Raw genomic sequence first — 17365 nt, 5'->3', positions numbered from 1 at the left:
GTTGAAAGCACATAAAATATTTTAAAACGATCACATTTTGAAAGCAACGGACTATACTAGGCAGTATTTATGAAAGTGTTCAAAAATATTATTTCAGCATATGAATAATATTATCTGGAATTGTTGACTTACTAATGATATATGGACCTCTTACTACCCGTTTATCACTAATATCGGCTTTAACAAAACTATTCTCTTTCAATGGCCTCACATTTTCACCACTTAATTCATAATTGAGTGTCTTTCTTTCACCTTTTTTGGTAACAAAGTAAAATTTGTATATATAGCTATGTGAATGAGCAATAATTTTCCCGTTATCATCTGTAGTTTTTTCTTTTTTAGGAACATGTGCAGATGTTTTGGCATAGCCGACTTCTGTTACATATGTATCATGATAATAACGTGCCACTTGCACACAAATAATAGCTAGTAATACCAAGATAATTGATACCAAAATAATGCTTTTTCTCCGATTCAAATTCATAATATTCCTCAACAGTAACCTTCATATTTCCACAACTATTTCATTATACGTGATTATATGATTAAAATTAAAACTTTTGTTTCTAGTTTATAGCTAAATTTTTTTCACAAAAAAAAAGACCCCTATGGGTCTTTTTCATTAATCACGTGAGCCACTAACAACACCGAAGATGCGTAACAGCGCGAAGAAAATATTGACAAAGTCTAAGTATAATCTCAAGGCGCCATTTACTGCAAGTCCTGTTGTATCTGCTTGACCAGCAAATTGTGAGTACATTACCCTCAAATTCTGATTATCATATGCTGTGAATAAGGAGAAGACAACGACATTAGCCCATGAAAGCAGTAGCGAAACGATTCCACTGTAGAAAAACATATTAGCAATTGATGCTATCAGCAAACCGATTAACAGACCAAACAAAATCGAACCTAGTCCCGTCAAATCACGTTTTGTGAGGACACCATAAGCCGCCATTCCACCGAAAACCGCGGATGCAGAAACGAAAGCCATCATCACAGAAGCTCCTGTATAAACAGCTAACAAGACACCAAGCGTTAAGCCTTCAACCACTGCAAAAGCCATCAACAAACCAAAAGCACGAGCAGGATTTTTAAAAGTTGCACGACCAATCATCGTTATAATCAACATCTGAATACCCAACAGCGCCAAAAGACCAATAACATTACCTACAAGCAACTTAGCAACTTGTTCCAAAAAAAAGTTTTGTACTATAAAGCCTGTCACTGCGGTAAGTAAAACTGCTATACCCATAAAGCTATATGTTTGTTTAAAGAATGCGCGCATTCCCTCATCTACACCCGTCACATCACGACGGGCGTGCATATTAAAATTATCCATTACTATTTACCTCCAGTATTCTAAACAATTCTGGTTATATCAATTATAACAGAAATCACATTAAATAGATATTAAGTCAAGTCCGTTCTCAATTGGCCAAGTAGCTTTTCATAAGCAAATTCATATTTTTCAATGTCACCAGCGCCCATAAAGACCATTACAGCATTTTCATATGGCATCAACAAACTCATGTCATTTTCTTCAATGATGCCACCAAACTTACTAATTTCAGATCCTAAGTCCTTGGAAGTAATCGTTCCGGCTTGTTCTCGTGCAGATCCAAAAATATTGGCTAGATAAACTTGATCTGCCGCTTCTAAACTACTAGCAAATTCGTCTTTATACGCAATTACGCGTGAAAAAGTATGTGGTTGGAAAATGGCAATAATTTTTTTGTTGGGATACTTTTGGCGTGCCGCATCTAATGTCGCCGTAATTTCTGTTGGATGATGAGCATAATCATCAATCACTGTAATATCAGCAATTTGCTTTTCACTAAAACGACGTTTAACACCCTGATAGGTCAGCAAATATTGACGAATTAAATCAAGGTCAACCTCTTCCATATAAGATACAGCAATCACTGCTAACGCATTTAAAATACCATGTTGCCCGAATAAAGGAACAGCAAATTCGCCTAAGTCTTTACCACGAAAAACAACGTTAAAATGCGATCCCTGAGTTGATTTGTGAATATTAGTCGCCACAAAATCATCTCTATCTGGATTGACACCATAGTAGTAAACATCCGCTGAAGGTTTCAAAGAACGTAAGTGCTCATCATCACCCCAAGCAAAAATAGCCTTTTTAACATTATTAGCAAAATCAGCAAACGCAGACGTTACATCTTCAATGCCAGTATAATAATCAGGATGATCAAAATCAATATTTGTTAAAATCGCATAATCTGGGGCATAATCTTTAAAATGACGACGATATTCATCTGCCTCGACAACAAAAAATTGTGAATTAGGCACTCCTCGTCCTGTACCATCCCCGATAAGATATGAGGTAGGGGCAATATTTTTTAACACGTGAGCCAATAATCCGGTTGTTGACGTTTTGCCGTGGGCTCCTGCAATTGCTATGGATGTGGTTTGTGATATTTGTTCTTGAACAGCTTCTGGATAAGAAATCATGGTTACACCAATTTCTAATGCACGAGCCACTTCAATTTGATCATTATTAAAAGCGTTTCCCTTCACAAAAATAGCATCTTGATTGGCATCTACATTTCTTGCATCAAATGGTAATATTTTAATACCTGCAGCCTCTAATGGAGCTTGCGTATATGTATACGTATCAATGTCTGAACCAAGTACCTCGTTCCCTTGATCATGCAAAATTTGTGCTAAAGGTCCCATTCCTGTCCCTTTAATGCCAATAAAATAATATTTTTTACTCATTTTTTTACGATCTCCATCACAAATGTGAAATACTGTAACTCACCTTTTCGTAACTCAAACACCAATTTCCGATACTTTGTACTTTCATCATTGAATATTCGATAAACACGTGGTGCGTTTCTAATTTTATCTACCATCTTATCAACACTTTCAGCTGCATTAATCAATTGATCAACACTAGCTGTACTTCCCCTGTCTTAATAATTTGTATCAACTAATCCATTTGTATAGAGCGTTGCACCCTTTTTGAAGTCAAACACATCGCCAATTTCACCAAAATCATTTGGTAAAACCAAAGCACCTGGCTTTTCTGGAGCACCCGGTAAATGTAACTCTCGCCCAGAAACAATCATCCCTGAAGATGGCACGCCACGTAATGCACCATCCCATATTAAGGCGCCTGAAGGCATCATAGTTCCAGGCTGAGCTACCACTACTTTAATCCCTGTTTTCATATTTGGCGATCCAGAAACAATCTGCAAACTTTTTTGATCACTAACTTTTGTTTGCGTGATATGTAAATGATCTGAATCTGGATGATTCGAAAGGCTTTCAACAAAACCAATAACAAGCTTTGAAGGTGAAACCTTCATAATTTCATCAAATCCAGCTGATTTGATATTGGCATTAAGAATATTTATTTGCTCTTCGTTTAAGAATATTTGACCATTTTCTCCAATAATCCCTAATTCGGCACCTACATTAGCAATGTTAAATCCAGTTGCCTGACCTGTTTCAGCATTACTTATTCGTGTCACGTTTCCACTAGTAGTCACAATCTGTTTTTCCGCGTTAGGAGTAAGTGTAACGACAAGTATGTCCCCACAAGATTTTTGGTTATATGAAGTAATCATTTTATTATATTCCTTAAATTTAATATATTTTCTATTTTACATTATTCTTCACTAGCTTGCACACTAACCTCTATACGAGCTACCATAGAAATCAGCTATATCTCGCACTGCACTAACTTCACAGTACAAAAAAAAGCCTGTCGGCTTAGTTTTTTTGATTCATATAGTTGATTAATAACTGGGCTGACGCCTTACCAGCTTCAACTACGTAATCATCAAAGACAATATTAGATTCTCCGTTAGCTAAATCGGAAACACCACGTAATACAATAAATGGGGTTCCAAACTGTGTCGCAACTTGAGCTACTGCTGCTGCTTCCATCTCAGCAACTAATGCCTCTGGAAAATAGGACAAGATTTTCTTTTTACCGTCGTCTTGAACAAATTGATCACCAGAAACAATTAAGCCTTTTTTGCCCGCAGTCAAATTCATAAAATCAGCAACCACTGCTGGATCAGCTTCGTAATATAAGGGCTTATTTGGTAATTGACCATAAGCATAGCCAAATGCTGTCACATCAACATCAGAATACGCAATACGTGTGCCAATAACTTCATCCCCTATTTTCAAATCGGGGTCTAATGCACCAGCAGAACCAGTGTTAACAATCAAATCAGGATTAAAATTATCAATCATCACTGTAGCGGCAGAACCTGCAGCCACCTTACCAATGCCAGACTCAGTGAGCATTACTTCATGATTTTTATAATTTCCTGAAGTAATCGTTGTGCTACCGTGCTGTCTTGTTTCTGTGTTTTCAAGAATTGCAGACAATGCAATCTTTTCCTCCGCCATTGGCGTGATAATTCCTATTTTCATTTTTTTCTCCAAATTTACTAGTTAATTAAAAAAAAGGCAGCGTACGTTGCAATAATTAATAGAATCAAAACAATAATAATTACATTGTAACGATGCGTTAAGCGTTTTGATTTACCTTTCGCTGTTAACTTACCATCTGACCCTAATTCATAACGTCCTTTACGTGTTAACCGCATCTCTTCTCGAGTTTCTGGTTGGACAATTTCAATTTGCGTCGGATGTTTTCTAGCGTATTCTTTTTCAACTTTGATACGTTCTTTTTCACGTACCTTTTGCTCTTTTTTGGCTGCTTTACGTGACATTTTATCCATAAATTAACCCCGCAAGTAATTCCAATACAAAAAGGCTGTGACAGTTTTTTGATCAATCAATTTTCCTGAGTCAAACAACGATTTTACCTCACTAAAAGACATGGTTACTAAATCCATTGTCTCCCCTAAATCGCGTGGTAATTGTTGATTTTGTTCAATGGGTGTCAAATTTCTTGCAACATATAAATGCATATAAGCATCAGAAAAACCAACTGTTTCAACAAAACCCAACGCTTTTTCAATAGAACCCGCTGCCATGCGTAATTCTTCATTTAGTTCACGCTCAACTGCATGATGAGGTTCGTCAAAATCACGTTGATCTAATTTTCCAGCGGGAATTTCCAAAATAAAATCGCCAATTGTGGCACGCCATTGTTTCTCTAAAATAATATGTTCATCATCAACAAAAGCTAAAACGCCAATTGCAGGCACGTGCCGAACAATATCTCTTTTAGCTTTTTTTCCATTATAGAGATCAACATCTTGCGTTTCAACGCTAAAGATTGGTCCCTCATAAATTATCTTAGACGATGTTACTGTCTCACGATATGCCACCATTAAATGTCTGCTGCCTCAACCGAAAGCGGACGAACCTGGGCTGCTTGATAAGACTTATACCCTTGTACCAGTACGTATGCTACTTTTTCGCCTTGAATCAATGACTTAAAGCCATCCATATCAATACCATTAAAATGAACAAAGACATCATCTCCACCTTCATCAGGTGTAATGTATCCATATCCACGTTCTTTTTGCCAAATTTTTACTGTTCCTGTTTTCATAAATATAGTATAACACACCTTTATATTGTTGGTTTAAAACGGTTCAAGCACGACGTTAAAAGGAACTTATTCTCCACCAATAATAAAGTCAAATTTGGTGGAACAACTGTATTCCATTGTATAATAAAAGTGAACTCTTGCACATGTATTTATCATTGATATGCAGGTACCAAAATGCTCAATAAACGCTATGAACAACTTAAAGCCGCTGAAGGTGGTGCTATTATCAGCCTTACTGCCTACAGCCTAATCACTGTTATGAAATTGCTAGTTGGAAAAATTGGCCATTCGGAAGCTTTAATCGCTGATGGCTTTAATAATTTAACTGACATTTTAGTGTCACTAACTGTACTGATTGGGCTTCATTTTTCGCGCCGACCACCGGATAAAAACCATCAATATGGCCACTGGAAATCAGAAAACATCGCCAGTATGATTACTTCAATAATGATGCTAATCGTTGCGTTACAAGTTCTACTTAGCGCTTTTAAAAATATCCTGAGCAATCAGATAGCCACTCCGAGTCCTCTCAGCGCAATTGTTGGCATCGTTTCAGCCATTCTACTTAGCTTTTTGTACTTTCACAACAAAAAGTTGTCCAAACGCGTACATAGCACAGCTTTGCTTGCTGCTGCAAAGGACAATCTCAGTGATATTTTTACTAGTATGGCTACCACGTTGGCCATCCTCGCATCATCACTTCATTTTTCATGGCTTGATGCCACTGTAGCAATCATTATTTCTCTATTAATTCTTAACATGGCAATTGATATTTTTAAAAATAGTGTGTTTATGCTCTCAGACGGTTTTGATCAGCATACGCTGGATCAATATCGTTTGGCAGTTAACAGAATTCCTGGTGTCATCACTGTAAAAGAGATAAGAGGTCGATCCTATAGTGAAAACATTGCCTTGGATATTGTCGTAACAATGAACCCACAACTGACTGTGGCAGAAAGTCATGCCATCACAAAACTTATTGAAAAAAAATTATTGGAAGAGTACCAAATTTTTGACGTTGAAATCCATGTCGAACCGGCAAATATGTAATAAAAAAATGGCCAAAAAGCCATTTTTTAGTTTAAAATAAACCAGTAATTGTACCATTTTCATCAACATCAATATCCAAAGCCGCTGGATGTTTTGGTAATCCAGGCATTGTCATGATGTTTCCCGTTAATGCGACTAAAAATCCAGCCCCAAGTTTCGGTACGAATTCACGGATATGAATTTTGAAATCTTTAGGTGCCCCAAGTTTTTTAGCGTCATCTGTAAATGAGTACTGCGTTTTTGCCATAATAATTGGTAACTTGTCCCAACCATATTTTTCAAAATCTTGTAATTGCTTTTGCGCCTTAGTTGATAATTCAACACCATCTCCACCGTATATTGTTTGCACGATAGTATTTAGTTTATCAATAGCTGAATCGTCAGCTTGATATAGTGGTGTAAAATCTGTTTCTTGAGCTGATTTTTTAATGACAGCCGTAGCCAGCTCTTGTGCCCCTGCACCGCCTTTTGCCCAAACTTCTGTTGTATAAGCTGTAGCGCCAAATTGTTGGACATAATCTTTAATGACCTGTAACTCTGCTTCCGTATCCGAAGTGAAGCGATTAATGGCTACTAACACTGGTACGCCATAACGATTCATCGCTGTCAGGTGTTGACCCAAATTCTCTAAGCCGTTCTTGAGCGCCATGACATCTTCATTATTCAAATTTGCTAATGCAACGCCACCATGATGTTTCAAAGCACGTACAGTAGCTACAATAACAATTGTATCTGGCGTTTTACCCAGCAACGGTACTTTAATATCTAGGAACTTCTCGCCACCCAAGTCGGCACCAAATCCCGCCTCCGTGACAACATAATCTGCTAATTTCAGAGCTGTTTTGGTTGCCAAAATAGAGTTAGTCCCTTGAGCGATGTTAGCGAATGGACCACCGTGAATAATTGCCGGTGTGTGCACCAACGTTTGGACAAGATTAGGTTTGATAGCGTCCTTTAACAAAACAGTTAGGGCTCCTGCAACACCTAAATCAGCAACAGTTACTGGTTCTTTGCTGTAGGTATAACCAACAACAATACGCTTGATACGCTCTTTCATATCCATTAAATCAGTTGAGAGTGTTAGAATAGCCATCAATTCAGAAGCTACAGTAATGTCAAAACCATCTTCACGCGGAACGCCTGAAGTTGGTCCACCTAAGCCGACGGTAACATGACGCAATTCACGATCATTAATATCTACTACGCGTTTCCACAAAATACGACGTGGATCAATATTTAGTGGATTTCCTTGGTGAATACTATTATCTAGTAATGCAGCTAGTGTATCATGAGCTGATGTTAATGCATGGAAGTCTCCAGTAAAATGTAAATTAATATCAGCCATTGGAACAACTTGCGCAAAGCCACCACCAGTTGCGCCACCTTTAAGTCCCATCACAGGTCCCAAGGAAGGTTCACGTAGCGCAATCATCGTCTTTTTATCGGCCAAACTTAGCGCATCAGCCAAACCAACCGTTACTGTTGATTTTCCTTCACCGGCGGGAGTTGGATTAATTGACGTAACCAAGATCAGTTTACCCAATTCTTGCTTACGCACGATAGATGGATCCAATTTAATTTTTGCTTTGTCGTATCCATAGGGCTCAATTTCATTGGCCTGCAGCCCTGCAGCAGTTGCAATTTCGGTAATGGGTTTTATTTCAACGGATTGGGCAATTTCAATATCTGTTTGCATGTTTGTTTCCCTTTATAATTTTTGAACAGCTTGATAAGCAATATCGTGACGATATTGTAAATCCATCGGTGTCTTATCTAATACATTATAAACTTTTTCTTGTGCCAATTTCACATTTTTGTCATGGGCAATAACAGTGGCTACACGCCCACCATTTGCACGCAACACCGTGTTCGCCAATTTGACGCCAGCATAATTAGTCACTAATGGAATTTGAGGAACGATTGCTCCTTTCTGAGGACGTTCAGGATAACCCTTAGCTGCTAGAACAACCCCAACATACACTTCTTCATCTTGCCAATGTGACGTTGGTTTTTCACCTGACAATAGTTGCAAAATTAATTGATAAAAATCACCCTCAAATTGAGGTAATACTACTTGCGCCTCAGGGTCACCAAATCGAACATTAAATTCAATGACTTTAGGTCCTTCTTCAGTTAACATGACGCCTGTATATAAGACACCAGTAAATGGCGCATGCTCTTCAACCATTGCTTTCACTGTTGGGTTAACTAAAGTTTCAATAGTTTCCTGACGAATTTGATCTGAAATCCATTTCACTGGGCTATAAGCCCCCATTCCACCAGTATTAGGTCCTTCATCACCATCAAAACGACGTTTATGGTCTTGTGCTAAAGGCGCATTAGTCATCACACCGTTTGGACCTACTAATGTGAATACAGAAAACTCAACTCCTTTCAGATATTCCTCAATAACCAATTTGGCATCAGCATTTTGCGTGTATAACTTTTCCAAATATTCTTGAGCATCAGCGGCATTTTCAATAATAGTTACCCCCTTGCCCAAAGCCAAGCCATCGAGCTTAAAAACAATTGGAAAACCAAATTTTGCAATAGCTTGATTAGCTTCATTCAAAGAAGTTACGGTCAGTGATTGTGCAGTTGGAATATTATACTTTTGAAGAATGTTCTTCGTAAATGATTTAGAACCTTCAAGTTGGGCTGCCTTTTTTGTTGGACCAAATATTTTTAAGGAGGCTTCTGTAAATACGTCAACGATACCTAGTGTCAACGGCTCTTCATTGCCAACAAACGTTAGATCAACGTGTTCTTGGTTTGCGAAATCCCTTAGTTCAATTAAATTAGTCACTGGAATTTCAACTCGTCGTAAATGGTCATCTGACATCCCATCATTCCCGGGTGCAACAATGACTTCATCTACTTGTGGACTTTTTAAAAATGTTTGTGCTAGCGCATGCTCACGTGCACCAGAACCGATAATCAAAACTTTTGTCATGACTGGCCTCTTTGTTTGTTAATAACTATAGTTTAACAATTATGTTGGCCATTTTGTATGTTTTTAAATTATATTTTTATAATAAACGAAGATATAGTTCGCTTTTTGATGGACATTTTCACAATCTGACAAAATTTGTCGAACGTTTGGATTGTAAACGGTTTCTTTTTTTGACAACAAAAAAGAACCAGTTCAAAACTGATTCCTGATATATCCAGTATTATTTGTCTAAAATAGCTTGAATCTCTTTAAGTTCAGCCGCAGAGAAATCTAAATTGTCGGAAAACTTTAAGTTGTCAACTAAATGTTCAACCTTACTTGCACCAATGACGACTGTTGCAACGCGTTCATCCTTTAATAACCAAGCTAGCGCCATTTGTGACAATTTTTGTCCACGGCCTTGCGCAATTGCATTTAAAGCATTTAGCTTAGCAATTAGAGCATCCTTACCGTTCTTAAATAAGAATTGATTTGTTGGATGGATTGGATAATCAGCAGGAATTTCTTTCAGATAACGATCAGTCAATAAACCTTCCGCAAGCGGTCCGTAGGCTACAAGACCTGCGTGATTTTGATCCAAGACATCTAGAAGACCATCTTTTTCAGCTGTGCGGTTCAACATGTTATAAGATACTTGGTTACCAATAAATGGTGTGCCAAGTTCATCGAATATTTTAGTAATTGCTTTCGTTTGTTCAGCTGTGTAGTTTGAAACACCAACATAAAGCGCCTTACCCTGTTTTACAATCAAGTCTAATGCACGAGCTGTTTCCTCTAAACGTGTGTTTGGATCCCAACGATGTGCATAAAAGATATCAACATAATCTAGTCCCATACGTTGTAAACTCAAATCCAGCGCAGCAACTAATGTTTTCTTACCAGAAAATTCGCCTAAAGGTCCAGGCCACATATGATAACCGGCTTTCGTCGTAATCACCAATTCATCACGATAAGGCTTTAAATCATTACGATAAACATTTCCAAATGTCACTTCGGCTGTGCCGTTACTTGGCCCATAATTTGATGCGTTATCAAAACTAAAAATACCGCTGTCAAACGCTTTTAAAATCACATTTCTGGAATTTTCAAGTGGCATTTGATCACCTAAATTACGCCACAATCCAAACGAAACTGCAGGTAGAATAAGACCAGAGTCACTAACTCGGCGATAAGGTAACTTTTCGTAACGTTGTTCATCTGCTGCATATACCATTTTAAATCAATCCTCCTAAAAGTAGTTTTGCCGCGCGCTCGTGCTCCAAAATATTCGGATGCACTTGTTGTGGCGAAATTTTCCACGGCGTAGTATCCAATAAAACAAAACAATCGAAGCGTTTTATCTCTTGCTCAAAAACTTCTTTAAACGCACCATTAAAAGGCACTAGTAGCACTATCTTAGCATCATGGAAACGTTTAATTAGTTCGAGCAAGTACACCCGTAACCCAAAACAAAAATCTTGCACCGTTGCACCATAATTATAATCGTTTGTGCCATAATTAACAATTACTAAATCAGAAGTCACCCTAGGACGCTCAACATTCGGAGCAACATGCCACAATGCCTCAACAGCCGTTGGTTCCTGAAAAGGAGCACTCGGCGTTAAACCTGAACCACCATAGCCAATCCGAGCTAGTGGCTTATGGACCATTTCAGCAATCAATTCAGGATAGCTAAGCTCTGGATGCGGCTCATGCTCAATCATTTCCTCACCAGCAGTAATTGAATCACCAATAAATGTAATGTAATTTACATTGGTTGCAATTGGGGCTAACTCTCCAGCGTCAATTTGACACGAAACTAATGTGATTGGATTAGTCCATAGTGTCATTTGATTACCAGCAATGGACCGTACCAATAAAATATAGCGGCCGTCAGTTACTGATAAATTGATCACATCGTTTTCAACGTTAATTTCATGCCAATTTTCTCCGTTAAGAGACATTACCAGCGAGAGACCCTCGTATTTTTTTGCAAACTTTAAAGTAACTTCTCGCGCACCTTGAACTATAAATTCCAACGCTGCGCCAAATTGAGTTGTAACAAATCCATTACTTGTTTTTCCCCATTCAGGAGATAAAAAAGATTCTAGATCCACTATTTTCATAACATTACGTCCAAATTATCTGGGCTTTTCAGCACATCCTCAATACTTTCAAACACATTGATGCGTCTGATCGCTTCAGCAAATGATTCGGCCACGGACAATACTTTCAGTTTGCTCATTTTTTTATGTTCGGCTATTTCAACAGTATTTGTTACAACAACATGATCAATTGGTGCTTTTTCAAGATGATCGACCGCGTTATCTGACAACACAGCATGCGTAGCGACAGCATAAATTTCAATCGCACCAGCATTTGTAGCCGCTTCGCTGGCAAGGACCATGCTTGTCCCTGTATCAATGATATCATCGATTAAAATAGCACGTTTACCAGACACATTACCGGTAATTTGATAAGGTGTATTCGGGCGAACACTATCGACACGTCGGTCAACTAGTGCCCAATCTGCATGTAAAAGTTTGGCAAACTTGCGTGCACGAGCCACACTAGAATGATCCGGCGCAACAACAACTAAATCATCCCCTAACAAATCATTAGCATAAAAGTAATGCCCCAATGCCGGCATGGCTAGCAAATGATCTACTGGAATGTCAAAGAATCCTTGAACCTGATCCGCATGTAAATCCATCGTCATGACTCTCTTCACACCCTGAGACTCCAACATGTTAGCAATCATACGTGCTGAAATAGGTTCGCGAGAACGGGCTTTTCGGTCTGAACGTGCATAACCGAAATAGGGAATAATAACGTTGATTGAATTAGCAGAAGCACGACGCGCTGCATCAATAAAAATCATCAACTTCATAAAATTATCATTTACTGGTGCCGTAATTCCTTGGATGACATACACATTCCGACCACGAACAGTATTTTCAATTCGCTCATATATTTCATTATCAGCAAATGTTTTGATATCAATTGGGGCTAATGGTACACCTAAAATTGTTGATATTTCACCTGCCAGTTCATCATTACTGCCAAGGTTAAATAACTCATATGCTGGTGTCATAAAGTTCTCCATTCATTATTATATTATACATTATACTATATGAAAACGATTACATGAAATCATATGGGGTAATATTTTCCATTCCAATCATCGGATTAACCGCATTACTAATAATCATTGTTGTTGTCAAATGAGGTTCTTTTTCACGGATAGTTTCCGGTTCGTTTGTACTATCATGCTCATTCACTTCAGTTTTGCTGTGGCCCAACCTTTGTTGCAGAAATGTGAATCTCTTCGGCACCAAGGTGCGTGAAGCACGTTCAAATGCGGTGTATTCTCCCACAAGAATCAAAGCCTCTTTAGCTCTGGTAATTCCTGTATACAATAAATTTCGATTAAGCATTAAACCAAAATGATTTGTCAAAACCATGATAACCAATTGAAACTCGTTACCTTGTGCTTTATGGACGGTCGTAGCGTACGCTAATGATAGTTGATTCAAATTTTTTTTTGGATAAGCCAATTCTTTACCATCAAAATCAATGATGAGGCGATCTTCATTATCATCATTGCCAATGTCAGACTTGTACTGGACAGCAATTATTTTGCCCATATCTCCGTTATAAACATCTCGCTCGCTGTCATTTTCTAACTGTAAGACCTTATCACCTTTTCGGAAAATCGTCATGCCAAACTGCAAACTTTTTTGATTTGATTTAAGCGGGTTAAACAATTTTTGAGCCATTTGATTTAAAGCAATTACACCGGCAGATGTTTTGTACATTGGGGTTAATATTTGTAAATCATCTTGCGTGTAACCTTTTTTTATCGCCAATGCAACCACTTGTTCAATCGCTTGCGAAGCTTGCTCTGAATTCACCATAAAACTCGAACGATCTGGTTGATTCTCTAAGAAATCTGTTGGTAACTCACCGTTTTTAATATGCGTTGCAAGTTCAGTAATACTGCTACCACGGCCTTGTCGATAAATAACTTCTAATTCAATATGAGTGATATCTCCGCTACTAACTAAATCCTCTAATACATTGCCAGGCCCAACCGACGGTAGTTGATCGCTATCTCCGACGATAATTACCTTCATCCCATTTGGAACCGCTGCTAGTAATTTTGACGTTAACTCAATATCCAGCATCGAGGCTTCATCTATTACAAGCAAACCGCCTGCGATAGGATTGTCCGCATTAAACTCTGGCTCATCTAAATCAGCAATCCCCAGCAACCGATGGATTGTCGAAGCATCATAACCTGTTACTTCAGTCATACGCTTTGCTGCACGTCCTGTTGGTGAAGCCATTCTGACCTGATAATTTTTGAGGAAATCTTTAGTATTATCTGCAAACTTTGCACGATTTTGAATCATTTTCTTCCAAGTGGCGACCATTGTGCGAATAATTGTTGTTTTTCCAGTGCCGGGTCCACCTGTTAACAAGAAAATTTGTGATTTTAAACCGGCTTTAACCGCCTCAACTTGTGTCTGATCAAGCGTCATTTGTCCAGGCGTCACAAATGATTCATCAATATCGTTTGCCGTTATATTCAATGGAGAGCTTGTATTTAATAATCGCTTTAAATTACTGGCCGTTTCTTTTTCAGCGATATATAACCTTTGGGCATAATAACGGCCATCATCGTTAACCAAAATATTGCTATCAATTAAGCTCTGAATAGCCTTTTGAATTTGCTTCGACATTTCGGTGTTGTTTTGATGCAACATTTGCTCGACTGACAATAATAGTTGATCGTGTGATAAAAACATATGACCATATTGAAACGTTACATTCATAATTGTTGCGTAAACAGCGGCTTGCATACGCCGTTCATCGAATTTATCTACACCAACCTTACGACCAATATCATCGGCTTTTTTAAAACTAATGCCATCAAATTCAAATACTAAACGGTAAGGGTCTTGTGTTAAAATGTCTTGTGCCTCGTTACCGTATTGATCATATAAACGTCCGGCAATGTCCGCGCCGATACCAAATTGATTGCCGATTTGGAACAAGCGTTCTAGGCCTAAGTTAAGTTGCAATGTTCGAGCCAATTTTCGAGCTGTTTCTGGTTTTACAATACCGTCAAGAATTTTTACGTCATCTAGAATTAGATTAACCGCATTTAATCCCAAATGGTTAACAATTTTTTCAGCCGTTTTTTTACCAATTCCAGTAAATTGACCACTAGCAAAATACTTAATCAATCCATTTTCATCAGGAGGCAGTTCATTTTCGTAATGGTCGACTTTAAATTGCTGTCCGTATTTTGGATGTCGAACCAAATGGCCATAAAATCCGTATACACTTCCTTCTTGGACGTCAGCAAATGTTCCAGTGGCAATCATTTCTGGCTCTTGCCAATCTTCTAAAGTTGATTCTTCAATATGTACCGACAAAATTTTAAAATAAGATTCTGTCGATGAAAAAATAACGTTTTGTAACGTGCCAGTTATTTTATCTAATTGTTTTTCCGGATATGCCATCAAATTGTTGTCGAATCATCCTGTTTTTTATTCAGATAACTGGTATTATTCCAGTCTTCTATCACAAAATTTTCACCATCAGTAGTTGATAAAATAGTCGTTGATGTATTAGTCAAGCCACCTCGCTCACGAATGCTCATACGGGGTTGCTTTAGTAAGCCATTTAATCCAAAAGACAGCTCCATACCATGAGAAACAATTAAAATATTGCTTTCTGGGAAATTATTGGCGGTTGCTTTGATAAAACGAACAAACCGGGCTTCAGCTTTTGTATATCCCTCGCCCCCAAATTCTTTTCCTTCAAACTTATCTAAATCATTGCGGTAATTGTCATAGCTTGATGCATACTGTTCTTTTACATTAGCAACTAGTTCCCCTTCCCATGCGCCCAAACCAACTTCAGCTAGATTTGACCGTAAAGATAAAGCAGGCTTATATTTTAGTTGTTTAGCGATATTAATCGCAGTAATACGTGCCCTACGTATTGGCGAAGCATAAATGTGGTCGAACTTGATTTCACTCAAGAACTTGCCCACTTTTTTCATATCATTGTAACTCGAAGGTAACAATTCAGAATCACCATGCCCACCTTGAAAACGGCGCTCAAGATTCCATTCAGTTTGTCCATGTCGTACAAAATAAAATTTTGTCATAATTAATTACTTAGGCCTCCTGCATTAACCACTTCAAAAGAAGTTTATTCATTTATTTCTTCCAGAACGCCTCGTTCAATTAATTCATTCACGAAAAAATAATAAAGTTTCACCAACTCAGCAGCATTATTGTTTTTAAAAATATCAACTCGCACAACATCTCCAGCAGAAACTGTACTCATTTTAAATCCAGTCAGTTCTTGATTGATTGAGACTTTCAATTGAATAGCATTATCGAGCGCCTTTTCTGGTTCTAAAGCACGGTGTAATATATGTACACCAGCTTTATTTGTAATAAATCCAAGATCTCCAAGTGTATATTTTTTAACATTATTACTGAGCTTATATGTCTTATCGCCAGGTATCGTTACAGTTTTGTCAAAAGCCATGTCTGATTTTCTCCCTGATTTGTCTAATTAATATTATAACAAGTATTTCAGTCAAATGCTTTGCTACCAATAAACTTCTTAAACGAAGGTAGTACTAAAAAGTATTAACTAAGTACAAAAAAAGCCATTCAAACGAATAGCTTTTAGTATTTAAAAGTTTTGATTAAATTGTGAACCCTTAGGATGGTTTGGTACTGTAATTTTACCATTAATAATTGACTTTGCTGCCTTTTTAACTGCGGCCTTTTGAGACTTAGTCAATTCAGACTTTGTTAAATAAACACCATGATCTTCCAAGCCATAAGCGATTGTTTTACCACCAGGGAACTTCTTGTCTTTATTATATTTATCAGCAATGTTTTTCACACCATCGCCAACTGAAGTAATTGAAGAGGCCATCGTCGATGTGACCTTTTTCCCATCTTTTGATGTATATGATCCGTCAGATTTTTGATCACGGTCAACACCAATAATGTACAAACGATCTTTTGAGTCTGCATCTAACTTTGTATTTTCAGCCTTAGCTTCAGCAAATGCGCCATTACCGACAAATCCTGCGGCAGCAAAAATTGTGCGAATACCAGAAGCATACATAGCAGCCGCAATCGTCTTCCCCTTGGCGGAATCAGAGAAAGAATCTGCATATTGTTTTTGAACTGTCAATGATGAATCCGTTGCTTTCACGCCCGCTTCAAATCCCGCATCGAAAGCGTCGATGATGTTTCCATGGATACCACCAATAAATCCTACTGTTTTTTCACCATTTTCTTTTGCTTTCGTTGCTGCAGCTACACCAGCTAAGTAAGAAGATTGCTCCGAACGGAACATCACACTTGCTACATTCTTACGGTTTTTGACAATATCATCAACTAGCACAAATTTCTGTTTTGGATTAAGTTTTGCTGATTTGCTAATTGATTGGTTTAATGAGTAACCAATACCGTAAACAATATCATATTTTTTACTTTTTGTAGCCAAATTAAAATTCTGATTTAAGTCTGACTGACTTTTTGTATTAAAATATGTAACTGCTGCATTTTGTCCAGCTTTTAAATTGTTTTCCTTGGCATAAGATTTTGCACCCTCCCATGCTGATTGGTTAAAAGAATGATCATCAACACCACCAACATCTAAGACCAATCCTAAAGTAGCGCTTTTATTTGTATTTTTTGAGCTAGATGAGTTGTGACTGGTAGCTGCGTAAATGCCACCTGCAATCACAGCAACAGCTGCCAAACCAGTAAAAATTTTTGTTGACCTATTCATGATAATTTCTCCCGTTTCACCTTGTTTTC

The 17365-nt window shown here is 37.8% G+C and carries 18 protein-coding genes; 1 reads left to right on the top strand and 17 read right to left on the bottom strand.

The genetic code is table 11. The annotated features are described in order from the left end of the window. Positions 1–88: 88 nt before the first annotated feature. From A6B45_RS03495 to A6B45_RS03460, 8 genes are all read right to left on the bottom strand, one after another. Positions 89–484 carry a DUF1093 domain-containing protein gene (locus A6B45_RS03495; RefSeq protein WP_072613364.1) on the bottom strand — a complete coding sequence of 132 codons (396 nt, stop codon included), beginning with the start codon at positions 482–484 and terminating at the stop codon, positions 89–91. A gap of 138 nt (positions 485–622) precedes the next feature. Beyond that, the gene (locus tag A6B45_RS03490; protein ID WP_072613363.1) at positions 623–1342 is read right to left on the bottom strand and encodes a Bax inhibitor-1/YccA family protein; all 720 of its coding nucleotides are present in this window, start codon (positions 1340–1342) and stop codon (positions 623–625) included. Between the two features lie 71 nt (positions 1343–1413). Continuing rightward, positions 1414–2748, bottom strand: coding sequence for a UDP-N-acetylmuramate--L-alanine ligase (gene murC / locus A6B45_RS03485; RefSeq protein WP_072613362.1), 1335 nt, complete (start codon positions 2746–2748; stop codon positions 1414–1416). Positions 2749–2945: 197 nt separating this feature from the next. Then, positions 2946–3602 carry a YtpR family tRNA-binding protein gene (gene ytpR, locus A6B45_RS03480; RefSeq protein WP_072613361.1) on the bottom strand — a complete coding sequence of 219 codons (657 nt, stop codon included), beginning with the start codon at positions 3600–3602 and terminating at the stop codon, positions 2946–2948. Positions 3603–3747: 145 nt separating this feature from the next. Next, positions 3748–4422, bottom strand: a complete 675-nt coding sequence (locus A6B45_RS03475) for a 5'-methylthioadenosine/adenosylhomocysteine nucleosidase (protein WP_072613360.1) — start codon at positions 4420–4422, stop codon at positions 3748–3750. Between the two features lie 17 nt (positions 4423–4439). Further along, positions 4440–4733, bottom strand: a complete 294-nt coding sequence (locus A6B45_RS03470; protein ID WP_072613359.1) for a hypothetical protein — start codon at positions 4731–4733, stop codon at positions 4440–4442. 3 nt (positions 4734–4736) lie between these two features. Next, positions 4737–5291, bottom strand: coding sequence for an NUDIX hydrolase (locus A6B45_RS03465; protein ID WP_081371158.1), 555 nt, complete (start codon positions 5289–5291; stop codon positions 4737–4739). Then, positions 5291–5515: a cold-shock protein gene (locus A6B45_RS03460; protein ID WP_072613358.1), complete on the bottom strand. Its 225-nt coding sequence runs from the start codon at positions 5513–5515 to the stop codon at positions 5291–5293. The genes A6B45_RS03465 and A6B45_RS03460 overlap by 1 nt, the downstream gene beginning before the upstream one ends. A 174-nt stretch (positions 5516–5689) precedes the next feature. Here A6B45_RS03460 and A6B45_RS03455 point away from each other — a divergent pair, with 174 nt between their 5' ends. Next, the gene (locus A6B45_RS03455; protein WP_072613357.1) at positions 5690–6565 is read left to right on the top strand and encodes a cation diffusion facilitator family transporter; all 876 of its coding nucleotides are present in this window, start codon (positions 5690–5692) and stop codon (positions 6563–6565) included. A 31-nt stretch (positions 6566–6596) separates the two neighbouring features. Here A6B45_RS03455 and A6B45_RS03450 read toward each other — a convergent pair whose 3' ends face one another. From A6B45_RS03450 to A6B45_RS03410, 9 genes are all read right to left on the bottom strand, one after another. Next, positions 6597–8261: a formate--tetrahydrofolate ligase gene (locus A6B45_RS03450; RefSeq protein ID WP_072613356.1), complete on the bottom strand. Its 1665-nt coding sequence runs from the start codon at positions 8259–8261 to the stop codon at positions 6597–6599. A gap of 12 nt (positions 8262–8273) precedes the next feature. After that, positions 8274–9518 carry a phosphoribosylamine--glycine ligase gene (gene purD, locus A6B45_RS03445; protein ID WP_072613355.1) on the bottom strand — a complete coding sequence of 415 codons (1245 nt, stop codon included), beginning with the start codon at positions 9516–9518 and terminating at the stop codon, positions 8274–8276. Between the two features lie 220 nt (positions 9519–9738). Continuing rightward, positions 9739–10731, bottom strand: a complete 993-nt coding sequence (locus A6B45_RS03440; protein ID WP_011679495.1) for an aldo/keto reductase — start codon at positions 10729–10731, stop codon at positions 9739–9741. A 1-nt stretch (position 10732) separates the two neighbouring features. Then, positions 10733–11623, bottom strand: coding sequence for an SGNH/GDSL hydrolase family protein (locus A6B45_RS03435; RefSeq protein WP_072613354.1), 891 nt, complete (start codon positions 11621–11623; stop codon positions 10733–10735). Then, positions 11620–12591 (bottom strand): ribose-phosphate diphosphokinase, encoded by a 972-nt coding sequence (locus A6B45_RS03430; RefSeq protein ID WP_072613353.1) that lies wholly within the window; start codon positions 12589–12591, stop codon positions 11620–11622. The genes A6B45_RS03435 and A6B45_RS03430 overlap by 4 nt, the downstream gene beginning before the upstream one ends. 49 nt (positions 12592–12640) lie before the next feature. Next, on the bottom strand, positions 12641–15028 hold the full coding sequence (recD2, locus tag A6B45_RS03425; RefSeq protein WP_072613352.1) for an SF1B family DNA helicase RecD2: 2388 nt from the start codon (positions 15026–15028) through the stop codon (positions 12641–12643). Continuing rightward, positions 15028–15681, bottom strand: a complete 654-nt coding sequence (locus A6B45_RS03420; RefSeq protein ID WP_072613351.1) for a histidine phosphatase family protein — start codon at positions 15679–15681, stop codon at positions 15028–15030. Before A6B45_RS03420 ends, recD2 begins: the two co-directional genes overlap by 1 nt. A 44-nt stretch (positions 15682–15725) precedes the next feature. Continuing rightward, a complete protein-coding gene (locus A6B45_RS03415; RefSeq protein WP_072613350.1) occupies positions 15726–16070 on the bottom strand; it encodes a DUF1831 domain-containing protein in 345 nt (114 codons plus the stop codon). 150 nt (positions 16071–16220) lie between these two features. Further along, positions 16221–17336, bottom strand: coding sequence for a BMP family lipoprotein (locus A6B45_RS03410; RefSeq protein ID WP_072613349.1), 1116 nt, complete (start codon positions 17334–17336; stop codon positions 16221–16223). Between the last annotated feature and the right edge of the window lie 29 nt (positions 17337–17365).

The organism is Leuconostoc suionicum (assembly GCF_001891125.1).
Lineage (GTDB): Bacteria > Bacillota > Bacilli > Lactobacillales > Lactobacillaceae > Leuconostoc > Leuconostoc suionicum.
The sequence above is the reverse complement of the archived record's forward strand: the minus strand, read 5'-3'. Positions and strand labels throughout refer to the sequence as shown.

Coding starts and splice junctions, on each gene's coding strand:
- A6B45_RS03495 (WP_072613364.1), bottom strand. CDS start 484: ATGAATTTGAATCGGAGAAAAAGCATTATTTTGGTATCAATTATCTTG.
- A6B45_RS03490 (WP_072613363.1), bottom strand. CDS start 1,342: ATGGATAATTTTAATATGCACGCCCGTCGTGATGTGACGGGTGTAGAT.
- murC (WP_072613362.1), bottom strand. CDS start 2,748: ATGAGTAAAAAATATTATTTTATTGGCATTAAAGGGACAGGAATGGGA.
- ytpR (WP_072613361.1), bottom strand. CDS start 3,602: ATGATTACTTCATATAACCAAAAATCTTGTGGGGACATACTTGTCGTT.
- A6B45_RS03475 (WP_072613360.1), bottom strand. CDS start 4,422: ATGAAAATAGGAATTATCACGCCAATGGCGGAGGAAAAGATTGCATTG.
- A6B45_RS03470 (WP_072613359.1), bottom strand. CDS start 4,733: ATGGATAAAATGTCACGTAAAGCAGCCAAAAAAGAGCAAAAGGTACGT.
- A6B45_RS03465 (WP_081371158.1), bottom strand. CDS start 5,291: ATGGTGGCATATCGTGAGACAGTAACATCGTCTAAGATAATTTATGAG.
- A6B45_RS03460 (WP_072613358.1), bottom strand. CDS start 5,515: ATGAAAACAGGAACAGTAAAAATTTGGCAAAAAGAACGTGGATATGGA.
- A6B45_RS03455 (WP_072613357.1), top strand. CDS start 5,690: ATGCTCAATAAACGCTATGAACAACTTAAAGCCGCTGAAGGTGGTGCT.
- A6B45_RS03450 (WP_072613356.1), bottom strand. CDS start 8,261: ATGCAAACAGATATTGAAATTGCCCAATCCGTTGAAATAAAACCCATT.
- purD (WP_072613355.1), bottom strand. CDS start 9,518: ATGACAAAAGTTTTGATTATCGGTTCTGGTGCACGTGAGCATGCGCTA.
- A6B45_RS03440 (WP_011679495.1), bottom strand. CDS start 10,731: ATGGTATATGCAGCAGATGAACAACGTTACGAAAAGTTACCTTATCGC.
- A6B45_RS03435 (WP_072613354.1), bottom strand. CDS start 11,623: ATGAAAATAGTGGATCTAGAATCTTTTTTATCTCCTGAATGGGGAAAA.
- A6B45_RS03430 (WP_072613353.1), bottom strand. CDS start 12,591: ATGACACCAGCATATGAGTTATTTAACCTTGGCAGTAATGATGAACTG.
- recD2 (WP_072613352.1), bottom strand. CDS start 15,028: ATGGCATATCCGGAAAAACAATTAGATAAAATAACTGGCACGTTACAA.
- A6B45_RS03420 (WP_072613351.1), bottom strand. CDS start 15,681: ATGACAAAATTTTATTTTGTACGACATGGACAAACTGAATGGAATCTT.
- A6B45_RS03415 (WP_072613350.1), bottom strand. CDS start 16,070: ATGGCTTTTGACAAAACTGTAACGATACCTGGCGATAAGACATATAAG.
- A6B45_RS03410 (WP_072613349.1), bottom strand. CDS start 17,336: ATGAATAGGTCAACAAAAATTTTTACTGGTTTGGCAGCTGTTGCTGTG.